This window comes from Arthrobacter sp. StoSoilB20 (assembly GCF_019977295.1).
Taxonomy (GTDB): domain Bacteria; phylum Actinomycetota; class Actinomycetes; order Actinomycetales; family Micrococcaceae; genus Arthrobacter; species Arthrobacter nicotinovorans_A.
In genome coordinates this window covers 319,214-343,489 of record NZ_AP024651.1, presented here as the reverse complement: position 1 = coordinate 343,489, position 24,276 = coordinate 319,214, and the positions used below count along the sequence as shown (strand labels likewise).

The 24,276-nt window shown below is 62.5% G+C and carries 11 protein-coding genes; 2 read left to right on the top strand and 9 right to left on the bottom strand.

What is annotated here, in order from left to right; genetic code table 11:
* Window positions 1-27: 27 nt before the first annotated feature.
* The 3 genes from LDN85_RS01645 to LDN85_RS01635 form a co-directional block, all read right to left on the bottom strand.
* Complete coding sequence (locus LDN85_RS01645; RefSeq protein ID WP_223944403.1) at window positions 28-1,119, bottom strand: class C sortase; 1,092 nt, start codon at window positions 1,117-1,119, stop codon at window positions 28-30.
* A 115-nt stretch (window positions 1,120-1,234) separates the two neighbouring features.
* Complete coding sequence (locus LDN85_RS01640; RefSeq protein ID WP_223944402.1) at window positions 1,235-2,716, bottom strand: SpaH/EbpB family LPXTG-anchored major pilin; 1,482 nt, start codon at window positions 2,714-2,716, stop codon at window positions 1,235-1,237.
* 89 nt (window positions 2,717-2,805) lie between these two features.
* Entirely contained in the window at window positions 2,806-5,388 is a 2,583-nt protein-coding gene (locus LDN85_RS01635) for a GEVED domain-containing protein (RefSeq protein WP_223944401.1), read from the bottom strand.
* Between the two features lie 285 nt (window positions 5,389-5,673).
* Here LDN85_RS01635 and LDN85_RS01630 point away from each other — a divergent pair, with 285 nt between their 5' ends.
* Complete coding sequence (locus LDN85_RS01630) at window positions 5,674-6,999, top strand: BNR-4 repeat-containing protein (RefSeq protein ID WP_223944400.1); 1,326 nt, start codon at window positions 5,674-5,676, stop codon at window positions 6,997-6,999.
* Window positions 7,000-7,055: 56 nt separating this feature from the next.
* On the opposite strand, the gene LDN85_RS01625 is transcribed toward LDN85_RS01630, so the two are convergent.
* From LDN85_RS01625 to LDN85_RS01610, 4 genes are read right to left on the bottom strand one after another with little or no spacing between them, the layout of a single operon-like run.
* Window positions 7,056-8,906, bottom strand: a complete 1,851-nt coding sequence (locus LDN85_RS01625) for an IucA/IucC family siderophore biosynthesis protein (RefSeq protein ID WP_223944399.1) — start codon at window positions 8,904-8,906, stop codon at window positions 7,056-7,058.
* A complete protein-coding gene (locus LDN85_RS01620; protein WP_223944398.1) occupies window positions 8,903-9,493 on the bottom strand; it encodes a GNAT family N-acetyltransferase in 591 nt (196 codons plus the stop codon). The genes LDN85_RS01625 and LDN85_RS01620 overlap by 4 nt, the downstream gene beginning before the upstream one ends.
* Window positions 9,490-10,839 (bottom strand): lysine N(6)-hydroxylase/L-ornithine N(5)-oxygenase family protein, encoded by a 1,350-nt coding sequence (locus LDN85_RS01615; protein WP_223944397.1) that lies wholly within the window; start codon window positions 10,837-10,839, stop codon window positions 9,490-9,492. The genes LDN85_RS01620 and LDN85_RS01615 overlap by 4 nt, the downstream gene beginning before the upstream one ends.
* A complete protein-coding gene (locus LDN85_RS01610; protein ID WP_275966474.1) occupies window positions 10,836-12,398 on the bottom strand; it encodes an aspartate aminotransferase family protein in 1,563 nt (520 codons plus the stop codon). The genes LDN85_RS01615 and LDN85_RS01610 overlap by 4 nt, the downstream gene beginning before the upstream one ends.
* A 220-nt stretch (window positions 12,399-12,618) precedes the next feature.
* On the opposite strand from LDN85_RS01610, the gene LDN85_RS01605 reads away from it, so the two are divergent.
* Window positions 12,619-12,978 (top strand): hypothetical protein, encoded by a 360-nt coding sequence (locus LDN85_RS01605; RefSeq protein WP_026547368.1) that lies wholly within the window; start codon window positions 12,619-12,621, stop codon window positions 12,976-12,978.
* A 63-nt stretch (window positions 12,979-13,041) separates the two neighbouring features.
* On the opposite strand, the gene LDN85_RS01600 is transcribed toward LDN85_RS01605, so the two are convergent.
* Window positions 13,042-13,470, bottom strand: a complete 429-nt coding sequence (locus LDN85_RS01600) for a hypothetical protein (protein WP_026541746.1) — start codon at window positions 13,468-13,470, stop codon at window positions 13,042-13,044.
* A gap of 91 nt (window positions 13,471-13,561) precedes the next feature.
* The gene (locus LDN85_RS01595; RefSeq protein WP_223944396.1) at window positions 13,562-24,124 is read right to left on the bottom strand and encodes a hypothetical protein; all 10,563 of its coding nucleotides are present in this window, start codon (window positions 24,122-24,124) and stop codon (window positions 13,562-13,564) included.
* Window positions 24,125-24,276: the final 152 nt, after the last annotated feature.

Below are 24,276 nucleotides of genomic sequence, written 5' to 3'. Positions count from 1 at the left end.
TAGGGCTGGAGCGAAGAACGCACCGGTTCAGGGATCGGCACGATTTAGGAGTTCGTCCAAAAGGGCGGATTCAGGTGCGGCTGCGTGCGCGGTTTCCGGCACGGATGCCTGCGCGGCTTCAGGGGCGGCTGCCCGGGCGGATTGGGGCGCGGCTGCCTGGGCGGATTGGGGCGCGGCTGCCTGCGCGGCTGCCTGGGCGGCTTCCTGCCGGGCTTCAGGCATGGCCGTTTCCGCTTCCTGATCCTTGCGGGTACGTGGCCGGGTCACCACCACAGCAACAAAAATGATGCCCAGCATGGCCAAGGCCCACCAGGGAAAGCCGGGATCGATCGCGGTACTGGGTAGGACTTGCTGGCCATCACCGGTGGTCGGGGGCTCCGTGCGTTCGCCCCGCACCAGCAACCTGTGGCTGTTGACCCCCTTGGGCGTGCACGTAATGAGGGTGACGTAGTCCTTCCCCTCGACCTTCCGGAGTGCATCTGTCTCGTCCGGAAGGACCGTCAGGATCTGGTCCACCTTGTAGTACAGGGTTTCGTCCAGGGTCGAAATGCTGAAGACATCGCCTTTGGCCATCTGGTCTACGTGGTCAAAGAGGGTGGCGTTGACAAAGCCGGAGTGCCCCGTCAGGACACTGTGGGTGCCTTCGCCGCCTACGGGAAGCGCCGAGCCAAACAGGTGCCCGACTCCCTTGGAGAGCGCGTCCTCGTCGGTGCCGTGAAAAATCGGCAGGTCCGCATGGATGGAGGGAATGCTGATCCGGCCCATCATGCCGCCCGGCCCCACTGCGAGCATCTTCTTGTAGGCCTCGGACCCGGCACCGATGACAGTCTGCTCCCCCTTTTCATTGAGGGAGTAGGGATCGCGGAGGGGCCCTGCCGGGAGGCGGTCGTTGAAGGTGCGGGCCTCGTCCAGGAGCGCCTGTTGCTGCGAGGGATTGAGGTTCTCCACCGAGTCCACGTAGCCGCTGATTTCCGTGGCATGGACCCGGTCAGAGAACCAGGCGGCAGCGGTCGGATACAGGAGCACCCCCACACCGATCACAGCAGCAAGGACTATGAACAGCCGCTGTTTGCTCCAATGGTGGGGAAGGTTGCGGATACGGGCTGGGAGTTGTGGCATCTGAATCCTGGGCAGATAACGGTACATGCAGGAACCAAAGTGGGGGAAAACGCAGTTCATGCGTCTTCCCCCACCCTGTTGTTACCAGGAGCACGGCTTTGGCCGGCCCCAGGTGTTAGCTGTTGGTTGTCCTGCGTGTGCGGACGAACAGCAGGCTGGCACCGGCGACCAGGAGGAGGCCGGCTCCGTACAGCAGACCGGTTCCAACGCCACCGGTCAGCGGCAGCTCGAAGCCGCCGTTGGACGGTACGTTCTTGACCTCGAGGTCGATGCCCACAGCAGTGGTTGCTGCATCCACCAGGAAGGAGACCGGCTCTGCCAACAGCTCGTAGCCGGAGGGAGCGGTGGTTTCCACGAGGTAGTACGTGCGGTAGTCAGCCGAGCCGGGAGCAACAGCTGCGCCGTTGGCCCAACCCGAGTAACGCAGGCCGGAAATGGTCAGCGTGCCATCAGCAGCAACGGTGAAGGTGCTCGTGCCGTTGAGGGTGATGGGGTTGGTTCCGGCCAGGGCGTCAGCCTCGGTGGCGTACACCGAGAAGGAAGCACCAGCCAGTGCAGCACCGGTCTCGTTGACCTTCTGGAGGGTGATCTCGCCCCACTTGGTGACTACGGGAGGGGTGACGATCGGGCCGCCGGGCTGGCCCGGAGCGGTGGTGAAGCTGCCCAGGTTCGGGTAGATCAAGGCTTCGTTTTCGATCTCGCCAATGGTGTTGACGGTGGTGTTCACAACCAGCTGGACGCGGGTGTCGTTGTGTGCTGCAAGCACTGCCAGGCCGGCCGGCGTGAAGACTGCCGAAACAGTGTTCGTGGCGGCATCGAAGTTCACCGTGTAGTCGGTGCCCTTGGTGATGACCGTGCCATCAACCAGCGTTGCCGTGGCATCGACGTAGCTCAGCTTGGTATCGAGCTGATCAACAATCTTGTAGCCGTCGATGACTGCGTCATTGGGGATGTCACCGGTGATCGTGTAGTCGATCTGGTCGCCCAGCTTGATGTCAGGAGCATCGGTGACAGTCTTCTCTGCACCCGTGACGGAGTTCTTGGGGTATACGTGGACGTCGTAAAGCCAGTTGTCCTTGTTGTCCGGGTCCGTCAACGGAACGGAAACCAGGAACGGTGCCGAAGGCGTGACGCCGGACGGGTACGCCGTTTCCGAGACCAGGTACAGGCCAACAGGGAGGTTGCCGAAAGCAGCAGTGCCGGCAGCGTTGGTGGTGTCCGTCTGCGCAGATCCAAGCGTGAAGCCTGCCCCGGAAATGGAACCTGCCGGGTCGCTTGCCGAGAAGACGCTGCTCAGGTTGTGTGCAGCTTCCCATCCGGCGTTGCTGGACAGGTCGATGGTGTTGACCTGCTGGATGGTGAATTCGATGCCTGCCAGCGGGTTAAGGCCGGTGGTATCAACCACGGTGCCGTTGTTGGGCAAGCCGGTGGGGGTGTCCGGACGTTCAAACTTGTGAACGGTGATGGACCCCGTCTGGTCACCGTCAACAAGGGGAGCGGCCGATGCCGGAGCCATGGAGAACGACATTGCCAGCACCGCCCCCGTAATGGTGGCGGCGGCGGTCTTCAAAAGCCGCCGTGAGCTGTGATTACTCACTTCTGTCCTCTTTCTTAGTGGTGGTGCGGTGTTCGGAGGTGAACATTTTTGGCATGCGTTTCCCCGGAAGTGGTGTCACGCATGGTGCCTCAGGTGGCCGGTTGGTCTTTCCTGCGGCGGAGGTTTCCGGAAGCCAGGACGGCGGCTGCGAGCAGCGTGGCGGAGCCTGCCAAGGCAAATGGCCAATAGCCGATGCCTCCGGTTTCGGGCATCTGCAGGGCCGGTACGTCGCGCACGCTGACCAGGAAGATCCCGTCACCGTCCTGGTCCGCGCTGGTGACCACGCCGGAGCCGCTGCCTTGGCCCAGGGTGACAACGCCATCCGCTGCCACCGTGAACCTGACGGCCTCGGCCAACAGGTTGAAGCCGGCAGGGGCCTGGGTCTCTTCCAGCCAATAGGTGCCCGGCTTGATGCCTTCCACTTGGAACTGGCCTGTCTGTCCCGGGATGGCCGTCACCGTGTAGGCGGCGTTGGTTCCGGGCATGCCCGCTGCGTCGGTCTTGAGCACCCAGGACGAACCGTTCATGGCAACCCAGGAGGAGTCCGAGGACTCGCCCAGCTTCTCAATCAGGAACTTGGCGGTTACGCGATGAGTGGTGATGCATTCCGGCGCAATCGGCGTCACGCCTGTTGCACACCGGGATGGAGGGACGCTGCCACTGCCGGTCACCGTATTGATCAATTCCTCGCTCCAGACATCAGCCTTGACCACTACTGAGTAGCTCAGCGTTGCGGTGGCGCCCGCCGGGAGGGTGAAGGCCGCCGTCGTCAGGGTGGTTGAACCGTTGGCCGGATTCGCTACGGGAGTGGCCGCTGCCGTGCCGATCTTCAGCGTGGCTGATCCGGCAACGAAGGTTGCCTGGTCCAGGACGTTCGCCAGGTTGTCTGTGAGGACTACCCCGGTGATCTGTCCGCTGGTACTGGTGGCGGTCACGGTGTAGACGATTGTCTGCCCCGGGCTCACCGACGGATTAGTGACGCCGCCAACGGTGGCACCCTTGCTGATGACCCATGCCGGCGGCGCAGTAACCTGCGCCTTGCTGGTGGCCGTTACCGGGACGCCGACGGGAGGGGTTCCCGTAACCTTCGCGGTGTTGGTCAACAGACCAGACGTGACGTCGGCCTGCGTCACCACATATGTTGCGGTTGCCGTGGCTGACTGGCCGGCAAGGAGGGTTCCGGCAATTCCGGGCCAGGTGTAGGTCAAGGAGGACATGGTTCCGGTACCGGAGAACTGTGTCTCAGTGATGACCACTCCGGTCAGCGTCACGTTGCCCGTGTTGGTGGCAACGAAGGTGTAGGTTGCCGTCTGGCCTGCCACCAAGGTGGTCTTGTCCACGGACTTGACCAAGGAAATCGCCGGCGCCGGAGCGGGGGCGATGGTAAAGACGTAGTCTTCTACTTCACCCGAGTTCGATGCACCGATCGGCGACTGGATCTGTGTGGCCGTGTAGCCAATGCGGAACCTGGCGTACGTTGTGCCTGCGGTCATGCCGCCGGGAATGGTGGCCCACGTCAGGGTTGCGGAAGTGGCTCCGGCTGCAAAGGTTGCGCAGGCCCGTTCGGCGGGGTTGTCGAAAATCGCGTCCTTGTCGAAGTCGATCCATCCACAGGTTGTGCCCGCTTTGCCGGCTCCGCTGATCGCCACAGTGGTGGAGTAACTCGTTGCGCCCAAGGTCATGGGGGTGAGCACCACCCCGTTGTCCTGATCCAAGGCAGCGGTGGCACTGGCATTGGGGGAAACGGTGCCGTTGGCCACCTGTGCGTTGTCTTCGGTCACAGAGGGTCCCAGAGTGACGTCGGAAAGGACGGCAGATGCGGCGTTGTTTTGGTCGTAGCTCGTGGGGGCGTCGCCAAAGTCCTGGGGCACGGTAAGAGTCATCACGTAGTTGTCTTCGCTGTGCAGCGAAGATTGGGGGTCGTTGTCCGAGTACCCCGGGAGGGCCGATGTGGTCCTGGTGAAGACGGCGGAGACATTGAAGGTCAGGGTGGACACGAGGCCGTTGATCCGGACGGATCCACAGGCAGCAGTCGCTCCCGCATCCGGCGGTTGCGGCGTTGAGGATTGGACCACGGTGTTGCACCGCGCGGATGTGCTGTCGTTCACGGCAGTGATGGTGTTACCTGACACTGAAAGGTTTCCGCCTGACAGCTTGGTCATGGTCAGGCCGGTGGTTGCGAGCCCAAGCACGGCGTGCAGTTGGGAGATACGGTCAATGCTGCCGTTGAGCCCCTCATCCCAGGCGGAGTTGCCGCCCAACCCTGCGAGGTTCAGCACGGGGTTCCGGACTGGCTGGCTGAAGTTGATGGTGATGCTGCCCAGTCCGGAGCACGGACCAGTGGTGGCGCAGTTGTTGACAGCATCGGTGGAGAATTCCACGGTCGGCAGGGTCCCAACGAGCCCTTGGTTGTAGTCGCTGGGCACGAAGCCTCGACTGCCCAGGGTCGATCCACCAAAGACGTCAGTCAGTCCGGATGCGGAATAGGTCGTAGTAAGCCCGGATCCGGGCATGGTGGTTGTGGCAATGCCATTGGAAATGACGGGGGCCGCGGTGGGCACCTGATATGCCTGGGCCGCCGTCCCGGGGCCAAAGACCCCGAATGACAGCGTCCCAAGTAACACCATGAGCACGGCGAAGAATGCCATTGCTTTCCCAAGGGGAGACTTCAAGGGAGATTCCTTCCAGAACTCGGAGTCATCCACGTCACTGGCAGCCCCCGTTTATTGATCGAACGCCGACGAATGACACAGCTGAATGTGTGTGCAAATCGTGTGCCGCTGCTTTCAGGCAGGCGGCTTCGATCGTCAAGTACCGCAAGGCCGAAAAACGTGTCACAGTTTCTGGAATTTTTTGAGAGTCGACTTCCGGAACCTCAAAAAGTGCTGCCTGGAGTCCCCCATATGGCCGGCGGAAAGCGTTAGGATGGCCTGATTGAAACGATGCAAAGGATGGCTATGGTCAACGATGCCCCCTCCCCGCAGGACGCACTTCTCCTCAACAACAACGGCGCCTGGTGCTGGTTCCAGGATGAACGCGCACTGATAGACCCCGCCAACAACACCCTGTTGCTTGGTTCAGTGGCCTCGCCGGACGGCCCCGGGGGTGCGCGGAGGGGCGGAAACATCGAAATTGCGGTGCTCGACCTTGCTACCGGGCAAAGCCGGGTCCACGTGCTCCATGAACAGCTGGAGGCCGATGACCACAATGCCCCTGCGCTCCTGATCCGGCCGGATGGTCGCTATGTGGCGATGTATGCCAAACACAAAACGGACAACTACTCGCGCTGGCGGGTTTCGGTCCGGCCCCACGACGCCTCAGAGTGGGAGCCGGAGCAGCAGTTCGACTGGACAGAACTGGCGCAGGGCCGTGGTGCCACATATTCCAACCTGCATTTCCTGAGCATGGAGGGCAGGGTTTACAACTTTGTCCGCGCCATCAACGACGACCCCACCATGATGGTTTCCGAGGACAACGGCAGCACGTGGAGTTACGGCGGCAAGCTCTTCACACGGCCAAAGATCGGTTACGTCAACGGATACACCCGCTATGCCGGGAACGGTGCGGACAGGATCGACCTCATCACCACGGACCACCATCCGCGCGATTTCAACAACAGCATCTATCACGGCTATCTCCAGAACGACGCCCTTCACGACGCCTCGGGAACTGTGGTCAGCAAACCGGTGATCGGGTCCGAAGGCATCAACCAGACGGCATTGACCACCGTTTTCGAGGCCGGAACAACGCTCGACGGCGATGTCCTCACCCACGGTTGGACTACTGACCTGCGCTGCCAAGGCAAGGAACTGGCTGCAATCGTCACTTGCCGGGCCAACGACGTCAACGGGCCGCTGCAGCGGGAGCAAATGCTCGACGTCGACGACCACCGCCTGCTGTACGCCCGCTTTGACGGGGCGCGCTGGAAGCTGCACCCCCTCGCCGTCGCCGGTCCCGGCCTGCTGCCGCACGAGCAGGACTACACGGGTCTGGGTGCTGTGGATCCCAATGACCTGAACCGCGTCTACATCTCCACACCCATGGATCCGCGGACTGGCGAAACCACAGAGCACTATGAAATCTATCGGGGCGTCACGGCGGATTCAGGTGCCAGTTGGACATGGGAAGCCATCACTGAGGGATCCGCGGTGGACAATCTCCGCCCCATGGTGGTCCCGGGCGATGAGTCCGTACACGCCGTGTGCTGGTTCCGTGGGTCCATGAAGTCCTCCCAGAGTTACTCCACGGAGATCGTGGCGCTCACCTCATCGCCGAGGGGTTAGCTCTCGACCCTTTCAACCTCCTGAAAGTGCCGAGAGCTAACCCCTCGCGGGGATTCCTAGGCGAACTTGGCCAAGGGGTTGGCCAAGCGTCCGGCCATCTGGAGCCCGCCGGAGGGGTCCGAAATGTCCAGCATCTGCTGGTTGTTCCTCAGCTGGAGGCGGTTGAGGCAGGAGAGCTCGAAGTCCGGCGCAAAAAGATCATGCATGGCGAACTGGTCCGCAAGTTCCGGGTGGCGTTGCTGGTATTCCCGCAGCACGGCGGCCGCGGTACCCCAGAACTCGTCCTCGCGCAGCGTCCCGTCCTCCACAAGGATCGCGCCCAGGAACCGGAAGATGCAGTCGAACACGTCGGTAAAAATGGCCAGGACCATTTCCTCGGCAGGGATCTCAGCCTTGATGCGGGAGACTTCCTCGGGAAGTTCCAGCCGGTCCCCCATCACCACGATTTCCTCGGCGATGTCCTTCATGATCGCCCGGACGGGGACGCCGTCTTCGAGGATCAGGATGACGTTTTCGCCGTGCGGCATGAACGCGAGCTCGTACTCATAGAGGCAATGGACAAGGGGCACGAGGTAGGCCTCAAAGTAGCGGCGAAGCCACTCGGTGGGAGCCAGGCCGGATCGCTGAATGAGCGCAGACACCACGGAGTTTCCGGCAGCATCCATGTGCAGCAACGATGCCATGGTCGCCAGCTGCTGCCCGTCTTTGAGCAACGGCAGCGGACTTTCCCTCCACAGGGCTGAGAGCATCTTCCGGTAGGGCGAACCCTTGGCCGAAGCAGCCTCGTAGTAGTGGTTGTGGTACCCGATGGCTGCAGTCTCACGGATCATGGCCAGGCCCCGGTCCTGGAGCTCCTGGTCACTGCCGATCAGTTCCTGCAGCCAGTCATTGATGGCCGGAGTGGCCTTCATGTACTGCGGGGACAGTCCACGCATGAAGCCCATGTTCAACACGGACATAGCCGTCTTGACGTAGGCCTTTTCCGGGTAGTCGGTGTTGAAGAACGTCCGGATGGACTGCTGTGCCTGGTACGCGTCTTCGCCCGTGCCAAGGTTCACGATGTGGCGCTGGGCGATTTCTGCCGCGAAAGTCACCGTGAGCTTGTTGTCCCACTGCCAGGGGTGCACAGGCATGAGGAGGTAGTCCTCGGGGTCCAGGCCGGAGGCTGACAATTCGGCGTTGTACCAGGCGAGGGTTGCCGGACCCAGTTCGGCCTCGAAGTGCGTCCGGTAATCCAGCCCTGCGCTGGAGGTGAATACGGCCTTGCTGCGGTGCACGGCGATCCACTGCAGCTTCACAGTTGCCCCGGTTTCCGGTGCGAACGCATGGTAATCCGCGATCCCGAATCCCAGCCGGCCGTTGTTGGCCACGAAGCACGGATGGCCCTCTGTCATGCTGTGCTCGATGGCCTGGAAGTCCGCGGCCCGGTCAGCACCACCGGTGACACCAGCAGCCAATTCTGCCGAGCCGAAAGGCTTGCCCTGCTTGTAGGCGTGGCTGGCCAGCGTGCTGCTGATTTCCTCGAGGTACACGGGCAGCATTTCCTGGCGGATGGCCAGGGCCTCCTGGAATTCGGCAATGAAGTCCAGTGCATCCACCGGAAGCTCTACGCCGTCCCGCAACCGAACGATGGATTCCGCGGGGACTGACCAGTGCTCGAGTTCCAGGACCCGTGCGCGAAAACGGTATTCCGTTGCGTCGTCATCGCTGACTACCTTGTACAGCCCGACGCCGGCGCCCTCCTGCCGGATCAGCTCAGGGACCAGGATGCGCTCGTGCGAGAACTCCGCGATCGCCTTGCGGACCAGGTGCCGGTTGGCGATGGCCCAGCGCTCCGGAGTCAGGTGGGACACAGGCGCGGCTGCCTGGTCCAGGGTCTCTTCGGTGGTGCCGGCGGTGGTGGTCACAGGGATTCTCCTCTGGTCGCCGCGGCGGGCGCGGCCAGAATCGGGGTCAGGGCAGCAAGGAAATCCTCGCGGGTGCAGAAGCTCAGGAGCCCCTGCTTATGGTCTTCGGCAGGATCGACGGCGGGAAGCGTCACCACGCCGTGTGGGCGGAAGCCCACCTTTTCGTTCAGGACGTGGATCTTGTGGTTCCGGGCGTCAGGCTCGACGACGACCCGCTGGGTTGCGGGGTCGGCGAACAGTTCCGCCATAACGGACTGCATGACGGCAGTGGTGAAACCGGGCCGGGGTTCGCCACTGGGCGGTGACACCAGCAGATGCATTCCCACGTCACCGGGCTGGACCTCGTAAACGTCCGCCAATGGAGAGGAGCCGGGCCGGTACCGCTCCATCAGGAAGGCGGGAACGCCGTCGTCGAGCCCCAGGAACGCTTGGTGATGAGCGGACCCGGCAATCCTTGAGTACTCCTCCACAACGTCCTGCTCACTGGCCGAGACCATGCCCCAGAACCGTGCGTATTCTTGGCTGACCCAGCTGTGGAGGACAGGTGCGTCAGCTACCGGGTCAACGGGGCGGAATGTGATGTTCATACGGAGACCCCCGCGGTTTCGGGCAGGCCGGCAGGTTCTGCGGGAGTCACCGGAGCCGGCGCCCCAAACTGCTGGAACGCGATGCTGCGCTCGATCGGGTAGACCTCGCGGCCGGTGATTTCACGCAGGATGCACGAGTTGCGGTAGGCCGCCATGCCGAGGTCCGGAGTGACGAAGCCATGGGTGTGCAACTCGGCGTTCTGGACGAAGATTTCGCCGGGTACGACGCCGGTCCCGTAGTTGCGCTCGACGTCGAAGCGACCCTTGGCGTCACGGCGGATCCGGTCCTGGATGCCGGACAGGAAAGCAGGCTCCTTGTAGGTGTAACCGGTAGCCAGGACTACGGCCTCGGACTCAAGGCTGTAATCGCGGCCGTGTTCTTCGTGGCGCAACTGAAGAGTGTGGGTTCCCGCGGCCGGGTCCCACTCTGCTGCGGTCAGCGAGGAGTGCGTGTGCAACTGGGTGTCCACCATGCCGGAGAGGCTCTTGGTGTAGAGGAGGTCATAGATGTCATCGATCAGGTCCGAGTTGATGCCCTTGTACAGGTTCTTCTGGCTCTTGATCAGCGAATCGCGTTGCTCGCCCGGGAGTGAGTGGAAGTAGTCCACGTACTCCGGCGACGTCATCTCCAGGGTGAGCTTGGTGTACTCCAAGGGGAAGAAGCGGCCGGAGCGGGTGACCCAGTTGAGCTGGTAGCCGTACACGTCAATTTCCTGAAGCAACTCGTAGTACAGCTCGGCCGCACTCTGCCCGCTGCCCACGATCGTGATGCTCCGCTTGGACTGCAGCTCACTCTTCCTCGACAGGTAGTCGGCGTTGTGGAGGACAAGTCCGCCGGCTTCCACTATTCCTGCGCAGGAATCCGGGACGTACGGCGAGGTGCCGGTACCAAGGACCAGTTTCCGGGCGCGAAGCACCTCAGCGCCGCCCGGGCCCTGCACCGAAAGCCGGTACACGCCGTCGTCGTACGTTACATCCAGCACATCCGTGCTAAAACGAACGGATTCAAGCTGTCCTGCCACCCACTGGCAGTACTGGTTGTACTCGGCGCGCAGCGGGTAGAAGTTCTCGCGGATATAGAAGCGGTACAGGCGGCCGGTCTGCTTGAGGAAGTTCAGGAAGGAGAACGGCGACGTCGGATCGGCGAGCGTCACAAGGTCCGCCATGAACGGGACCTGCAGGTGCGCCGGTTCAAGCATCATGCCGGGGTGCCAGTCGAAGGACTCGCGACGATCCAGGAACACGCAGTCCAGGTCCCCGACCGGCTCGCTCAGGGCGGCCAGGCCCAGGTTGAAAGGTCCGACGCCGATTCCCGCGACGTCGTAGATGGTCTCTTGGGCGCTCATGCTGCGGCCTCCAAAGTGTTCGCCAGCAGGCCGTTGCCCGTTCGGCGGATAAGTTCGATGATTTCCTGGATGTCCCCCAGGCTTGCCTCGGCGTTCAGGAGGGTGAATTTCAGGTAATGGCGGCCAGCGACCTTGGTGCCGGCCACGACGGCCTCGCCCGAAGCGAAGATCGCAGCACGAATGGCCGGGTTGAGGGTGTCTGCAGCGTCCTCGTCGAGCGGGGCACCGTTCACGGCAGGGCGGTAGCGGAACACCAGGGTGCTCAGCTGCGGTGCGGCGGCCAGTTCGAATTCCGCGTCATCGGCCAGCAGCGTTCCCACCCGGGCGGTGAGGTCGATTGCCTCATCGAACAGCGCGCCGATAGCGTCGGCGCCCATGATGCGGAGGGTCAGCCACAGCTTCAGGGCATCGAAGCGGCGGGTGGTCTGGATGCTCTTGTCCACTTGGTTGGGGATCTCGGCCTTGGCCGCGCTTTCCGGGTTCAAGTAGTCGGCGTAGTAGGTGACGTGACCCATCATGGAGCCGTTGCGGACCAGGATTGCGCTGGAACTGACGGGCTGGAAGAAGGTCTTGTGGAAGTCGACAGTGACGGAATCGGCGAGGTGGATTCCGTCCAGGAGGTGGCGGTGACGGCCGGAAACGATCAGCCCTCCACCGTAGGCGCCATCCACGTGCAACCAGGAATCGTAGGCGCGGACCAAGGCGGCCATTTCGGACAGCGGGTCAACCGAACCGAAGTCCGTGGTTCCGGCAGTGGCCACGACCGCCATCGGGACCAGCCCGGCGTCGTGCGCTTCCGCCAAAGCAGCCGCGAGGGCGGTGCGATCCATGCGGTGGTCATCGGTGGTGGGTACGGCGATGACTGCGTCGAAGCCCAGCCCCAGCATGGATGCTGACTTCTGGATGCTGAAGTGGCTGTCCACGGAGGTGAAGATCCGGAGCCTGTCCAGCAGCAGCGGCAGGCGGGCGTCCCCATTGGCTGCCCGCAGCTTGGCGACGGCATGATTGCGGGCGATCAGCAGCGCCTGGAAGTTGGACTGGCTGCCGCCGGACGTGAACACTCCGTCAGCGTCGTCCGTGAAGCCAATGCGCTCCGCGGTCCAGTCAATGAGGCGGCGCTCGATCATTGTGGCGCCGGCGCTCTGGTCCCACGTATCCATGGAGGAGTTGACGGCAGAGAGGACGGCCTCCCCCACCAACGCGGGTATGACCACAGGGCAATTCAGGTGCGCTGCGTAGCGGGAATCATGGAAGTAGACAGCGTCCTTGAGGTAGAGCTCATCGAGTTCCTCCAGCGCTGCTGCAGTGTCCGGGAGCGGCTGTTCCAGATCGACGGCGCCAACCTTGGCTTTCAGCTCAGCATGCCCGACGCCGGTGAACGGCCGCGCGGTCCTCTGGACTTTGGTGGAGACAGCGTTGACTCCCTGCAGAACCTGCGCGACGTAACTGGGCGAATTTCGGGCGTTGAACAGCTGGTTGGTGGCAGCGAGGGCCAGCTCCACTTTGGAGCCAAAATCCTGCTCCTGAGCGATCCGCTCTTCGACACTGGGTGACGTCACGTCAGCTTCCTTCCATTGCGTTGGGGCGCTTGTTAGCAAGGTAAGCCTTACTTAGGTAAGCCTTTCCGTCAAACTTTTGTGACCTATTTCGCTTGGAAGGCGGTTTCTCGTATTTTTATGGTCCGGCAGCGCGTCATTGACTTTTTTTCGAGCCCCTTTGGGTGCAGAATGTGGCACTCTTTAGTGCAAGGACTATCCGCAGTCAACGGTTGGGGGACCTATGAAGGACCACGTCCACGAGCGCATCGGCTTCCGCGAAATCGACGAGCATGGCAATGCCGTGCAGGCCGTCAGCCCCCATGTGCCGGAGCCTGCGGACCGGGAACGCAGGAGAATCCCCATTAACCCGTTCATCATTGCGTTGTGGGTACTGGACGCGGGCCTTTTGTGGGTGGGAGTGTGGGCGGTGAATGAGACCGGAGCTGCGATGTCAGGACCCACGATGTTCAATATGTCGGCCCAACTGAACTTCATGCTGATGACGTACACCCCGTACGCGTTTCTGGGTGCGCTGCTTCTGACATCTACGCTCCTGTTCTGGCACGCGGTTCAGTGGCAAAAACAGCGGCCGACCAGGTAATGGATACCTGACCGGCCGCTGAGGAATGGTGCTTGCTGGAACTGCTTTGCTGGAACTGCTTGCCTAGAGGACCGTGGCCCCCAGGACGCACTTGATCTCCGTGGCGGGTTTGGTCACCTCTGCGTTGGCGACCCAGTCAAGGGCCTTGCCCGCTGCAGCGTCCTTGAAGGTTTGCTCCCCGCGGGCGAGGACTGCCGAGGTTTTCGGGTCCACCCAGCTGACGGTGATCTTGACCGTGCCCTTGGTTCCCTCAGGAGGAGTCACGGTCCCCTTCGCCGTCACTTTTCCCTGCGCAGTATCGCAGGAGGTCATCTTGGTGGCTTCGATGATGCCGGTACCGGGGTTGGCAGGTTTTGCCTCACCGGTGGTGGCGGCCTGGGTTGTAGTTGACGACGGCGACGTCCCCGCCTCGTTGCTCGGGGACGACGAACAACCGGCGAGTGCGGCTGCCGAAACAAGCACCCCCGCAATGCACGCAACAGTCTTCTTCATGGTGTGGCTACCTGGTTCTTTCTGGGTTGTACGTTGGTTGAAAATGCGCGGCAACCAGGGTTGGGGCCCCGATTGCCGCGCACTTTTTGTCCTATGCCTCGGAACGCTTGCGGCGTCCAACGAGGAACAGGAACAGCCCCGCGCCAACTACCAGCAGGCTGATGGGCAACACGGTGAGGACAGCTCCCGTGTTGGCCAACGGACCCGAAGGCTGGCTCGGAACCACCGGCGGGAAGGTCACAACAGCACTTGCAGGTGGTGTGGTGACCGGGGGTCCCGTCGGAGGCGTACCCGTTGCGGTTGCCGTGTTGGCAACCTCACCGGCGTTGATATCCGCCTGGGTGATCGCATACGTTGCCGTAGCGGTCACGGTCTCACCGGGCAGCAGGGTTCCTGCAACGCCGGGCCAGGTGTATGCCAAGGCTGAGAGGCCCGGCATCGGATCGTTGATGGAGACGTCCGTCAGCGGGACGTTTCCGGTGTTCCTGGCGGTGAACGTGTACGTGATCACGTCACCCACCTGGGTGGGGTCTCCAACAGCCGAGGCATCGGCCGTCTTGGTGAACTCCAAGCCCGCGCTCGGGGTCAACGGGGTATCCGTTTCACCCGGCGGAGGCGTTACCGGCGGACCGGTGGGAGGAGTTCCGGTGGTGGTGGCCGAGTTGGCCACGTGACCGGCATTGATGTCGGCCTGGGTGATGGCGTACGTTGCCGTAGCCGTCACCGACTGACCCGGAAGCAACTCGCCCGGGGTACCCGGCCAGGTGTACGTCAGCGCCGAGAGACCAGCCAGCGGATCCGTGATGGAGACGTTGGTGAGCTTCACATTGCCCGTGTTCTTGGCCGTGAAGTTGTAGGTAATCACTTCACCCACCTTGGACGGACCATCCGTTGCCGGAGCCACAGCTGTCTTGCTGAACTCCATGGCCGGAGCCGGGGTCAACGGAGTATCCGTCTCTCCCGGAGGAGGCGTCACCGGAGGACCAACAGGCGGTGTGCCCGTAGTGGTTGCGGAGTTCGCCACGTGGCCGGCATCAATGTCAGCCTGGGTGATGGCGTACGTTGCCGTAGCCTTCACTGTCTCACCGGGCAGCAGTGTTCCTGCAGCGCCGGGCCAGGTGTACGTCAATGCCGAGAGGCCAGCCAGCGGATCCGTGATGGATACGTTGGTCAGAGTCACGTTGCCGGTGTTCTTGGCCGTGAAGTTGTAGGTGATCTTGTCGCCTGCAACGGTGGGGTTCTGAACAGCGGCGACGTCCGCGGACTTGGTGAACTCCATGGCCGGCGCCGGGGTCAACGGGGTGTCCGTTGTTCCCGGAGGAGGCGTTACAGGAGGACCAACCGGCGGAGTACCCGTGGTCGTCGCCGAGTTGGCGACGTGACCGGCGTCGATATCAGCCACTGTGATGGCGTATGTTGCCGTAGCCGTCACGATCTGGCCCGGAAGCAACTCGCCGGGGGTACCCGGCCAGTTGTAAGCCAGTGCCGACAGGCCAGCCAGTGGATCGCTGATGGAGACGTTCTTCAGCGTCACGTTGCCGGTGTTCTTGGCCGTGAACGTGTAGGTGATCAGGTCACCTGCAACGGACGGATCGTGAACAGCCGAGGCGTCAGCCGACTTGGTGAACTCCATTGCCGGCGCCGGGGTCAACGGAGTATCCGTGGTTCCCGGAGGAGGCGTTACCGGCGGACCGGTAGGAGGAGTGCCAGTGGTCGTGGCGCTGTTCGCGACGTGACCGGCGTCGATATCAGCCTGGGTGATGGCGTACGTGGCCGAAGCCGTTACCGTCTGACCGGGCAGGAGGGTTCCTGCAGCTCCAGGCCAGGTGTACGTCAGTGCCGAGAGGCCAGCCAGCGGATCCGTGATGGAAACGTTGGTCAGTGTCACGTTGCCCGTGTTCTTCGCGGAGAAGGTGTACGTGATCACGTCACCGGCCTTTGAAGGATCCTGGACAGCCGAGGCGTCAGCCGACTTGGTGAACTCCATCGCCGGAGCCGGGGTCAACGGAGTATCCGTGGTTCCCGGAGGAGGCGTTACCGGCGGACCGGTAGGAGGAGTGCCCGTAGTCGTGGCGCTGTTGGCGACATGACCGGCGTCGATATCAGCCTGCGTGATGGCGTACGTTGCCGAAGCCGTTACCGTCTGACCCGGAAGCAACTCACCCGGGGTACCGGGCCAGGTGTACGTCAGTGCCGAAAGACCAGCCAAAGGATCGGTGATCGTGACGTTCTTCAGCGTGACGTTGCCAGTGTTCTTCGCGGAGAAGGCATACGTGATGACGTCGCCCACCTTGGAAGGATCCTGGACTGCCGAATCATCCGCAGACTTGCTGAACTCCATCGCAGGCTTCGGGGTCAACGGAGTATCCGTGGTTCCCGGAGGAGGCGTCACCGGCGGGCCGGTGGGAGGAGTGCCGGTGGTGGTCGCCGCGTTGGCAACATGTCCGGCGTCGATATCAGCCTGTGTGATGGCGTACGTTGCCGTAGCCGTCACCGACTGACCCGGGAGCAGCTCGCCCGGAGTGCCCGGCCAAACGTACTCAAGGGCGGACAAACCGGCCAGCGGGTCCGTGATGGACACGTTGGTGAGGTTGACGTTGCCGGTGTTCTTTGCCGTGAACGTGTAAGTGATCTTGTCACCTGCAACGGACGGGTCCTGAACAGCGGAGGCGTCAGCGGTCTTGGTGAACTGCATCGCCGGAGCCGGGGTCAACGGGGTGTCCGTTGTTCCCGGAGGAGGCGTTACCGGCGGACCAACAGGCGGAGTGCCCGTAGTTGTTGCCGCGTTCACCACATGGCCTGCGTTGATATCAGCCTGGGTGATCGCGTACGTTGCCGTAGCGGTCACCGTCTGGCCCGGCTGCAACTCGCCCGGAGTACCCGGCCAGGTGTAAGCCAGTGCCGAAAGGCCAGCCAAAGGATCGTCAATGGTGACGTTCTTCAGCGTGACATTGCCGGAGTTCTTCGCCGTGAAGGTGTAAGTGATCTGGTCACCAACAACTGCAGGTTTCTGAATGGCCGAGGCATCCGAGCTCTTGGTGAACTCCATGGCCGGGCCCGGGGTCAACGGAGTATCCGTGGTTCCCGGAGGAGGCGTGACAGGAGGACCAACAGGAGGGGTACCCGTGGTGGTGGCGCTGTTGGCAACATGGCCGGCATCAATATCAGCCTGCGTGATGCCATACGACGCCGAAGCCGTCACCGTCTGGCCCGGCAGCAACTCGCCCGGAGTACCCGGCCAGGTGTAAGCCAGTGCCGAGAGGCCAGCCAGCGGATCCGTGATGGAAACGTTGGTCAGCGTGACGTTGCCCGTGTTCTTGGCCGTAAAGGTGTAGACGATGCGATCGCCCACAACCGAGGGGTCCTGAACACCGGAAGCGTCGGCCGTCTTGGTGAACTCCATGGCCGGTGCCGGGGTCAACGGGGTGTCCGTGGTTCCCGGAGGAGGCGTCACAGGAGGACCAACCGGCGGGGTGCCGGTGGTTGTCGCCGAGTTGGCGACGTGACCTGCATTGATGTCAGCCTGGGTAATTGCATACGTTGCCGTAGCGGTTACCGTCTGACCGGCTTGCAGCTCTCCGGGGGTACCCGGCCAGGTGTAGGTCAGAGCCGAGAGGCCAGCCAGCGGGTCAGTGATGACCACACCGGTGAGCTTCACGTTGCCCGTGTTCTTCGCGGAGAAGGTGTACGTGATCACGTCACCAACCTTTGAAGGATCCTGGACAGCCGAAGCATCAGCAGACTTGCTGAACTCCATTGCCGGAGCCGGGGTCAACGGAGTATCCGTAGTTCCCGGAGGAGGCGTTACCGGCGGACCGGTAGGAGGAGTACCCGTAGTCGTCGCCGCATTGGCAACATGTCCGGCGTCGATATCAGCCTGGGTGACGGCGTACGTTGCCGTAGCCGTCACGGTCTGGCCCGGAAGCAACTCGCCGGGGGTACCCGGCCAGGTGTATTCAAGGGCAGACAAGCCGGCCAGCGGGTCATTGATGACCACACCGGTGAGCTTCACGTTGCCAGTGTTTTTCGAGGTGAAGGTGTACGTAATAACGTCGCCAACCTTCGAAGGATCCTGGACAGCCGAAGCGTCGGCAGACTTGCTGAACTCCATCGCCGGAGCCGGAGTCAACGGAGTATCCGTAGTTCCCGGAGGAGGCGTTACCGGCGGACCGGTAGGAGGAGTGCCGGTAGTCGTGGCGCTGTTGGCGACATGACCGGCGTCGATATCAGCCTGGGTAATCGCATACGTTGCCGTAGCGGTCACTGTCTGACCTGCTTGCAGCTCGCCCGGAGTACCCGGCCAGGTGTAGGCCAGCGCCGAGAGGCCAGCCAGCGGATCCGTGATGGATACGTTGGTGAGCTTCACGTTGCCTGTGTTCTTGGCCGTGAAGGTGTAGGTGATTTGATCGCCCACAACCGAGGGGTCCTGAATGCCCGAGGCATCCGCGGACTTGGTGAACTGCATTGCCGGAGCCGGGGTCAACGGAGTATCCGTAGTTCCCGGAGGAGGCGTTACCGGCGGACCGGTAGGAGGAGTACCCGTAGTCGTCGCCGCATTGGCAACATGTCCGGCGTCGATATCAGCCTGCGTGATGGCGTACGTTGCCGTAGCCGTCACGGTCTGGCCCGGAAGCAACTCGCCGGGGGTACCCGGCCAGGTGTAAGCCAGCGCGGAGAGGCCAGCCAGCGGATCCGCGATGGATACGTTGGTGAGCTTGACGTTGCCAGTGTTCTTCGCGGAGAAGGTGTACGTAATGACGTCACCAACCTGTGAAGGATCCTTGACTGCCGAGGCATCTGCGGACTTGCTGAACTCCATCGCCGGAGCCGGGGTCAACGGAGTATCCGTGGTTCCCGGAGGGGGCGTTACCGGCGGACCGGTGGGAGGAGTGCCGGTAGTCGTGGCGCTGTTGGCGACATGACCGGCGTCGATATCAGCCTGTGTGATGGCGTACGTTGCCGTAGCCGTCACCGATTGGCCCGGAAGCAACTCGCCCGGAGTGCCCGGCCAGGTGTACGTCAGGGCTGACAGACCAGCCAGCGGGTCATTGATGACAACACCCGTCAGCTTCACGTTTCCGCTGTTCTTCGCCGTGAACGTGTAGGTGATCAGGTCACCTGCAACGGACGGGTTCTGGATAGCGGAGGCGTCGGCCGACTTGGTGAATTGCATCGCCGGAGCCGGAGTCAACGGGGTATCCGTTGTTCCCGGAGGAGGCGTTACAGGGGGACCAACCGGCGGAGTGCCGGTGGTGGTGGCCGCATTGGCGACATGGCCGGCGTCGATATCAGCCTGGGTGATGGCGTACGTTGCCGTAGCCGTCACGGTCTGGCCAGGCAGGAGGGTTCCTGCCACGCCGGGCCACGTGTAGGTCAGAGCCGAGAGACCAGCCAGCGGATCCGTGATGGACACGTTGGTCAGGGTCACGTTGCCGCTGTTCTTCGCCGTGAAGGAGTAAGTGATCAGGTCACCAACAACTGCCGGGTTCTGGATAGCGGAGGCGTCCGAGGACTTGGTGAACTCCATGGCCGGGCCCGGGGTCAACGGAGTATCCGTAGTTCCCGGAGGAGGCGTGACAGGAGGACCAACCGGCGGAGTACCCGTGGTGGTGGCGCTGTTGGCAACATGGCCGGCATCAATATCAGCCTGCGTGATGCCATACGACGCCGAAGCCGTCACCGTCTGGCCCGGCAGCAACTCGCCCGGAGTACCCGGCCAGGTATAAGCCAGTGCCGACAGACCAGCCAGCGGATCCGTGATGGAAACGTTGGTCAGGGTCACGTTGCCGCTGTTCTTCGCCGTGAAGGTGTAGACGATGCGATCGCCCACAACTGAAGGGTCCTGAACACCGGAAGCGTCAGCGGATTTGCTGAATTCCATGGCCGGAGCCGGAGTCAGCGGGGTATCAGTACCGGCCGGAGGAGGCGTCACTGCGGGACCGGTGGGCGGAGTGCCCACGGTGGTTGCAGTGTTCGCGACATGGCCCGCATTGATGTCGGCCTGGGTGATCGCATACGTTGCCGTAGCGGTCACTGTCTGGCCCGGAAGCAACTCGCCGGGGGTACCCGGCCAGGTGTATTCCAGTGCCGAGAGGCCCGGCAGCGGGTCGTTGATGACCACACCAGTGAGCTTCACATTGCCGGTGTTTTTGGACGTGAACGTGTAGGTGATCTGGTCACCCACAACAGACGGATCCTGGATATCCGAAGCGTCAGCCGTCTTGGTGAACTCCATGGCCGGAGCCGGGGTCAACGGGGTATCCGTCGTTCCCGGAGGAGGCGTTACAGGAGGACCAACCGGAGGAGTTCCGGTGGTGGTCGCCGCATTGGCGACGTGACCGGCGTCGATATCAGCCTGCGTGATGCTGTACGTTGCCGTAGCTGTGACGGTCTGGCCCGGAAGCAACTCGCCCGGGGTTCCCGGCCAGGTGTACGTCAGTGCCGAAAGACCAGCCAGCGGATCCGTGATGGATACGTTGGTGAGCTTCACGTTGCCGGTGTTCTTCGAGGTGAACGTGTAGGTGATCTGGTCACCCACAACAGACGGATCCTTGACAGCCGAAGCATCAGCGGACTTGCTGAACTCCATGGCCGGAGCCGGGGTCAACGGAGTATCCGTCGTTCCCGGAGGAGGCGTTACAGGAGGACCAACCGGAGGAGTTCCGGTGGTGGTCGCCGCATTGGCGACGTGACCGGCGTCGATATCAGCCTGCGTGATGCTGTACGTTGCCGTGGCCGTGACGGTCTGGCCCGGAAGCAACTCGCCCGGGGTTCCCGGCCAGGTGTACGTCAGAGCCGAAAGACCAGCCAGCGGATCCGTGATGGATACGTTGGTGAGCTTCACGTTGCCCGTGTTCTTCGAGGTGAACGTGTAGGTGATCTGATCCCCTACAACGGACGGATCCTGGATAGCCGAAGCATCAGCAGACTTGCTGAACTCCAAGGCGGGGCCAGGAGTCAACGGGGTGTCCGTACCAGCCGGAGGCGGCGTCACAGCCGGACCAGTGGGCGGAGTGCCCGTGGTGGTCGCGACGTTGGCGACATGGCCGGCGTCGATATCAGCCTGAGTGATGGCGTACGTTGCCGTAGCCGTCACCGACTGACCCGGAAGCAACTCGCCCGGAGTTCCCGGCCAGGTGTACGTCAATGCAGACAAACCCGCGAGAGGGTCGTTGATGACCACGCCAGTGAGCTTGACGTTGCCCGTGTTCTTCGAGGTGAACGTGTAGGTGATCTGATCCCCTACAACGGACGGATCCTGGATAGCCGAAGCATCAGCAGACTTGGTCAGCTCCATGGCAGGACCGGCCGTCAACGGAGTGTCCGTACCAGCCGGAGGCGGCGTCACAGCCGGACCAGTGGGCGGAGTGCCCGTGGTGGTCGCGACGTTGGCGACATGGCCGGCGTCGATATCAGCCTGCGTGATGGCGTACGTCGCCGTAGCCGTCACCGACTGACCCGGAAGCAACTCGCCCGGGGTACCCGGCCAGGTGTAGGTCAGTGCCGACAGTCCTGCCAGCGGGTCATCAATGACCACACCAGTGAGCTTGACGTTGCCCGTGTTCTTGGACGTGAACGTGTAGGTGATCTGATCGCCCACAACAGACGGATTCTGGATATCCGAAGCATCTGCCGACTTGGTGAACTCCATGGCCGGAGCCGAGGTCAACGGAGTATCCGTTGTTCCCGGAGGAGGCGTGACAGGAGGACCAACCGGCGGAGTACCCGTGGTGGTGGCCGCGTTGGCAACATGTCCGGCATCAATGTCAGCCTGGGTGATGGCGTACGTTGCCGTCGCCGTCACGGTCTGGCCCGGGAGCAGTTCCCCGGGAGTGCCCGGCCAGGTGTACGTCAGTGCCGAGAGGCCAACCAGGGGATCGCTGATGGACACGTTGGTCAGCGGGACGTTGCCCGTGTTCTTGGACGTGAACGTGTAGGTGATCTGATCGCCAACAACGGACGGGTCCTGGATGGCAGACGCATCAGCGGACTTGCTGAACTGCATGGCCGGAGTGGACGTCAACGGGGTGTCAGTGGTTCCCGGAGGAGGCGTGACAGGAGGACCAACAGGCGGGGTGCCCGTAGTGGTTGCCGAGTTCGCGACGTGACCGGCCGTGATGTCAGCCTGGGTGATGGCGTACGTTGCCGTAGCCGTCACTGTCTCACCGGGCAGGAGGGTTCCTGCTGCGCCGGGCCAGGTGTACGTCAATGCCGAGAGGCCAGCCAGCGGATCCGTGATGGACACGTTGGTCAGCGGAACGTTGCCGGTGTTCTTCGAGGTGAACGTGTAGGTGATCTGGTCACCAACAACCGACGGGTCCTGGATGCCCGAGGCGTCCGCGGACTTGCTGAACTCCATGGCCGGAGCCGGAGTCAGCGGGGTATCCGTGCCAGCCGGAGGCGGCGATACCGCGGGACCGGTGGGCGGAGTACCGGTGGTAGTCGCGGTGTTGGCGACGTGACCGGCGTTGATGTCAGCCTGAGTGATGGCATAGGTTGCCGTAGCCGTGACCGTCTGGCCGGGCAGGAGGGTTCCTGCCGCACCGGGCCAGGTGTACGTCAAGGCAGACAGGCCAGCCAACGGGTCATTGATGGACACGTTGGTCAGGGATACGTTGCCCGTGTTCTTGGACGTGAACGTGTAGGTGATCTGGTCACCAACAACAGATGGATCCTGGATATCCGAAGCATCAGCAGACTTGGTGAACTCCATGGCCGGAGCCGGAGTCAGCGGGGTATCAGTACCTGCAGGCGGCGGGGTAACAGGAGGACCTGTAGGAGGATTGCCCGTGGTGGTGGCAAGGTTGGCCACATGTCCTGCATCGATGTCCGCCTGGGTGATGGCGTAGGTAGCCATCGCCGTCACGGTTTCACCGGGCAGCAAAGTGCCCGGAGTTCCCGGCCAGGTGTAGGTCAGTGCAGACAAACCGGCCAGGGGGTCGTTGATGGTGACACCCGTCAGCGGCACGTTGCCGGTGTTTTTGGACGTGAACGTGTAGGTGATCTGGTCACCCACAACAGAGGGATCCTGGATGTCTGAAGCGTCAGCGGACTTGGTGAATTCCAACTCCGGGGCCGGGACGGCCGTGTTGGTGAGAACACAGCTGATATCGGCGCCGGCAACCGGAACCAAGGAATAAGCAGAATCCACTACCGCACCATTGGGCAGTCCGGTCTGGAGGCCGTTGGCATCAACACAGGTGATGACCTTGCTGTAACCGGAGAGGTTGGTTCCCGACTCCGTCAGGTAGTAGGTTGCACCTGCGTCGGCGACGTATTCGCCTGTGGTGCCCGTACCTGCGGTAATAGTGGAACCCGCACCGGTGGTGGTGGCGTTGGCAGTGTTGCTCACAACAGGTCCCGTAGCCGATCCGGTGCGGATCTCAGTGGTGAACTGATCCGAATCCATCAGGCGGGTGGCATCCAGCGCCTTGGTCAGTTCAAGGCGCGGAGCCTTCACTACCAAGGTGGCGTCTGCCGGCGGGTTCAGGTTGGTGGCGATGTTGGCGGGGCCGTTGACGTAAGTGCCCTCGGCAGCTGCCGTGACATCCACCGTGATGGTGCAGGACGTCATTCCCAGGGCGAGGTCGCCGCCGGTTACCGAGAAGGAATTGCTGCCGGCAACAGCGGTGGTTACCAGAGGATTGGTTCCCGCTGCCTGCACACAGGTGCCGCCAATGTTGGGGGTACCGGCAATAACTACGCCGGCAGGGAGGGAGTCGGTGATGAACCAGTCGTTCTTGGCCATCAGGTCATCCGTGTTGGTCACTGTCAGAGTGACCTTGGAGATTCCGCGCGGCCCAATAAGGGACGGGGTGAAGGACTTGTCTACCTGGGGGGTGACGTCCACGATCTGCGGAAGGTCAAAGGCTACGTCGTTGCCCGAGCCACTGGTGGCTTCATTCCTCAGTTCGAGACCGAGGGAAGGAGACGTGCCCATGGGAATCTGGAAGGCAGCCGACTGGAGCTTGGTGATTTCCGTAATGGCACCGTTGGTGGTGTTGGTTCCACAAGGATCCAAGCCGGTGCTGAGGACCTGCCGCGTGCCGTTAATCAGGAGGCTGAAGGTCTCCTTGGCATGGGTCGAGTGACAGTTGACCTGCGCGAAGTAGGCCGAGACTGCGTAGTAGTGGCCCTCAATCGCCGGAATCGTGTTGCCTTCAGTCCGGAACTGCACACCCGGGGTGATGCGGCCCGTGGGGCTGTTGGTGTACTCGGACAGGACTTGGTTGGTCGAGGATTGCGCAGCTGTCTGGCCCTGGGCCAAGCCCAGCGCGGCAGCCATTTGCCGTATCTGGTTCCAACCGTCCGGCTGGTTGTTGGTACACCCTGCATCAGTGGTTGGCAACGGCGTGGAAGAGTTCAGGATCCAGCCATCGCACTGTCCGCCGGCCGGAGTGTACGGAGTATCGGCAAAGTACGTTTCGTTGGCAGCGTCAGCGCCGCCGGTGTAGTTGAGGATGCTGATGGCACCGCTGGAGGCATTCTCGTTGGAGAAATCCTCGGTGTAGACAGGCGTTCCTGGTTGGGCAATTCCCGGCGACCCCGGGACTGTCGCCAGGGCCGGTGGCGCTAACGCGCCGCCCACCCCCAGCGACATGATGGCTGTGGCGACTACTGCCGCCAACAGCTTCTGTGGACGTGTGTGTTTCACGGTCTCTCGCTTTTCTTTGTCACGCAAGAGGCCGACTCACAGAAGCGAATCGGCATCGAGCTAGGCTACTCGCCAGTACTCCAGTGGACGGAGACGAGTCTTCGTGACGCAAAAAACGTAGGGAATCCAAAAAAGTTGAAAGACCCTGTGGA

Excerpts from the sequence above, each read along its gene's own strand:
- LDN85_RS01645 (WP_223944403.1), bottom strand. The coding sequence starts at position 1,119 with ATGCCACAACTCCCAGCCCGTATCCGCAACCTTCCCCACCATTGGAGC.
- LDN85_RS01630 (WP_223944400.1), top strand. The coding sequence starts at position 5,674 with ATGGTCAACGATGCCCCCTCCCCGCAGGACGCACTTCTCCTCAACAAC.
- LDN85_RS01620 (WP_223944398.1), bottom strand. The coding sequence starts at position 9,493 with ATGAACATCACATTCCGCCCCGTTGACCCGGTAGCTGACGCACCTGTC.
- LDN85_RS01615 (WP_223944397.1), bottom strand. The coding sequence starts at position 10,839 with ATGAGCGCCCAAGAGACCATCTACGACGTCGCGGGAATCGGCGTCGGA.
- LDN85_RS01605 (WP_026547368.1), top strand. The coding sequence starts at position 12,619 with ATGAAGGACCACGTCCACGAGCGCATCGGCTTCCGCGAAATCGACGAG.
- LDN85_RS01600 (WP_026541746.1), bottom strand. The coding sequence starts at position 13,470 with ATGAAGAAGACTGTTGCGTGCATTGCGGGGGTGCTTGTTTCGGCAGCC.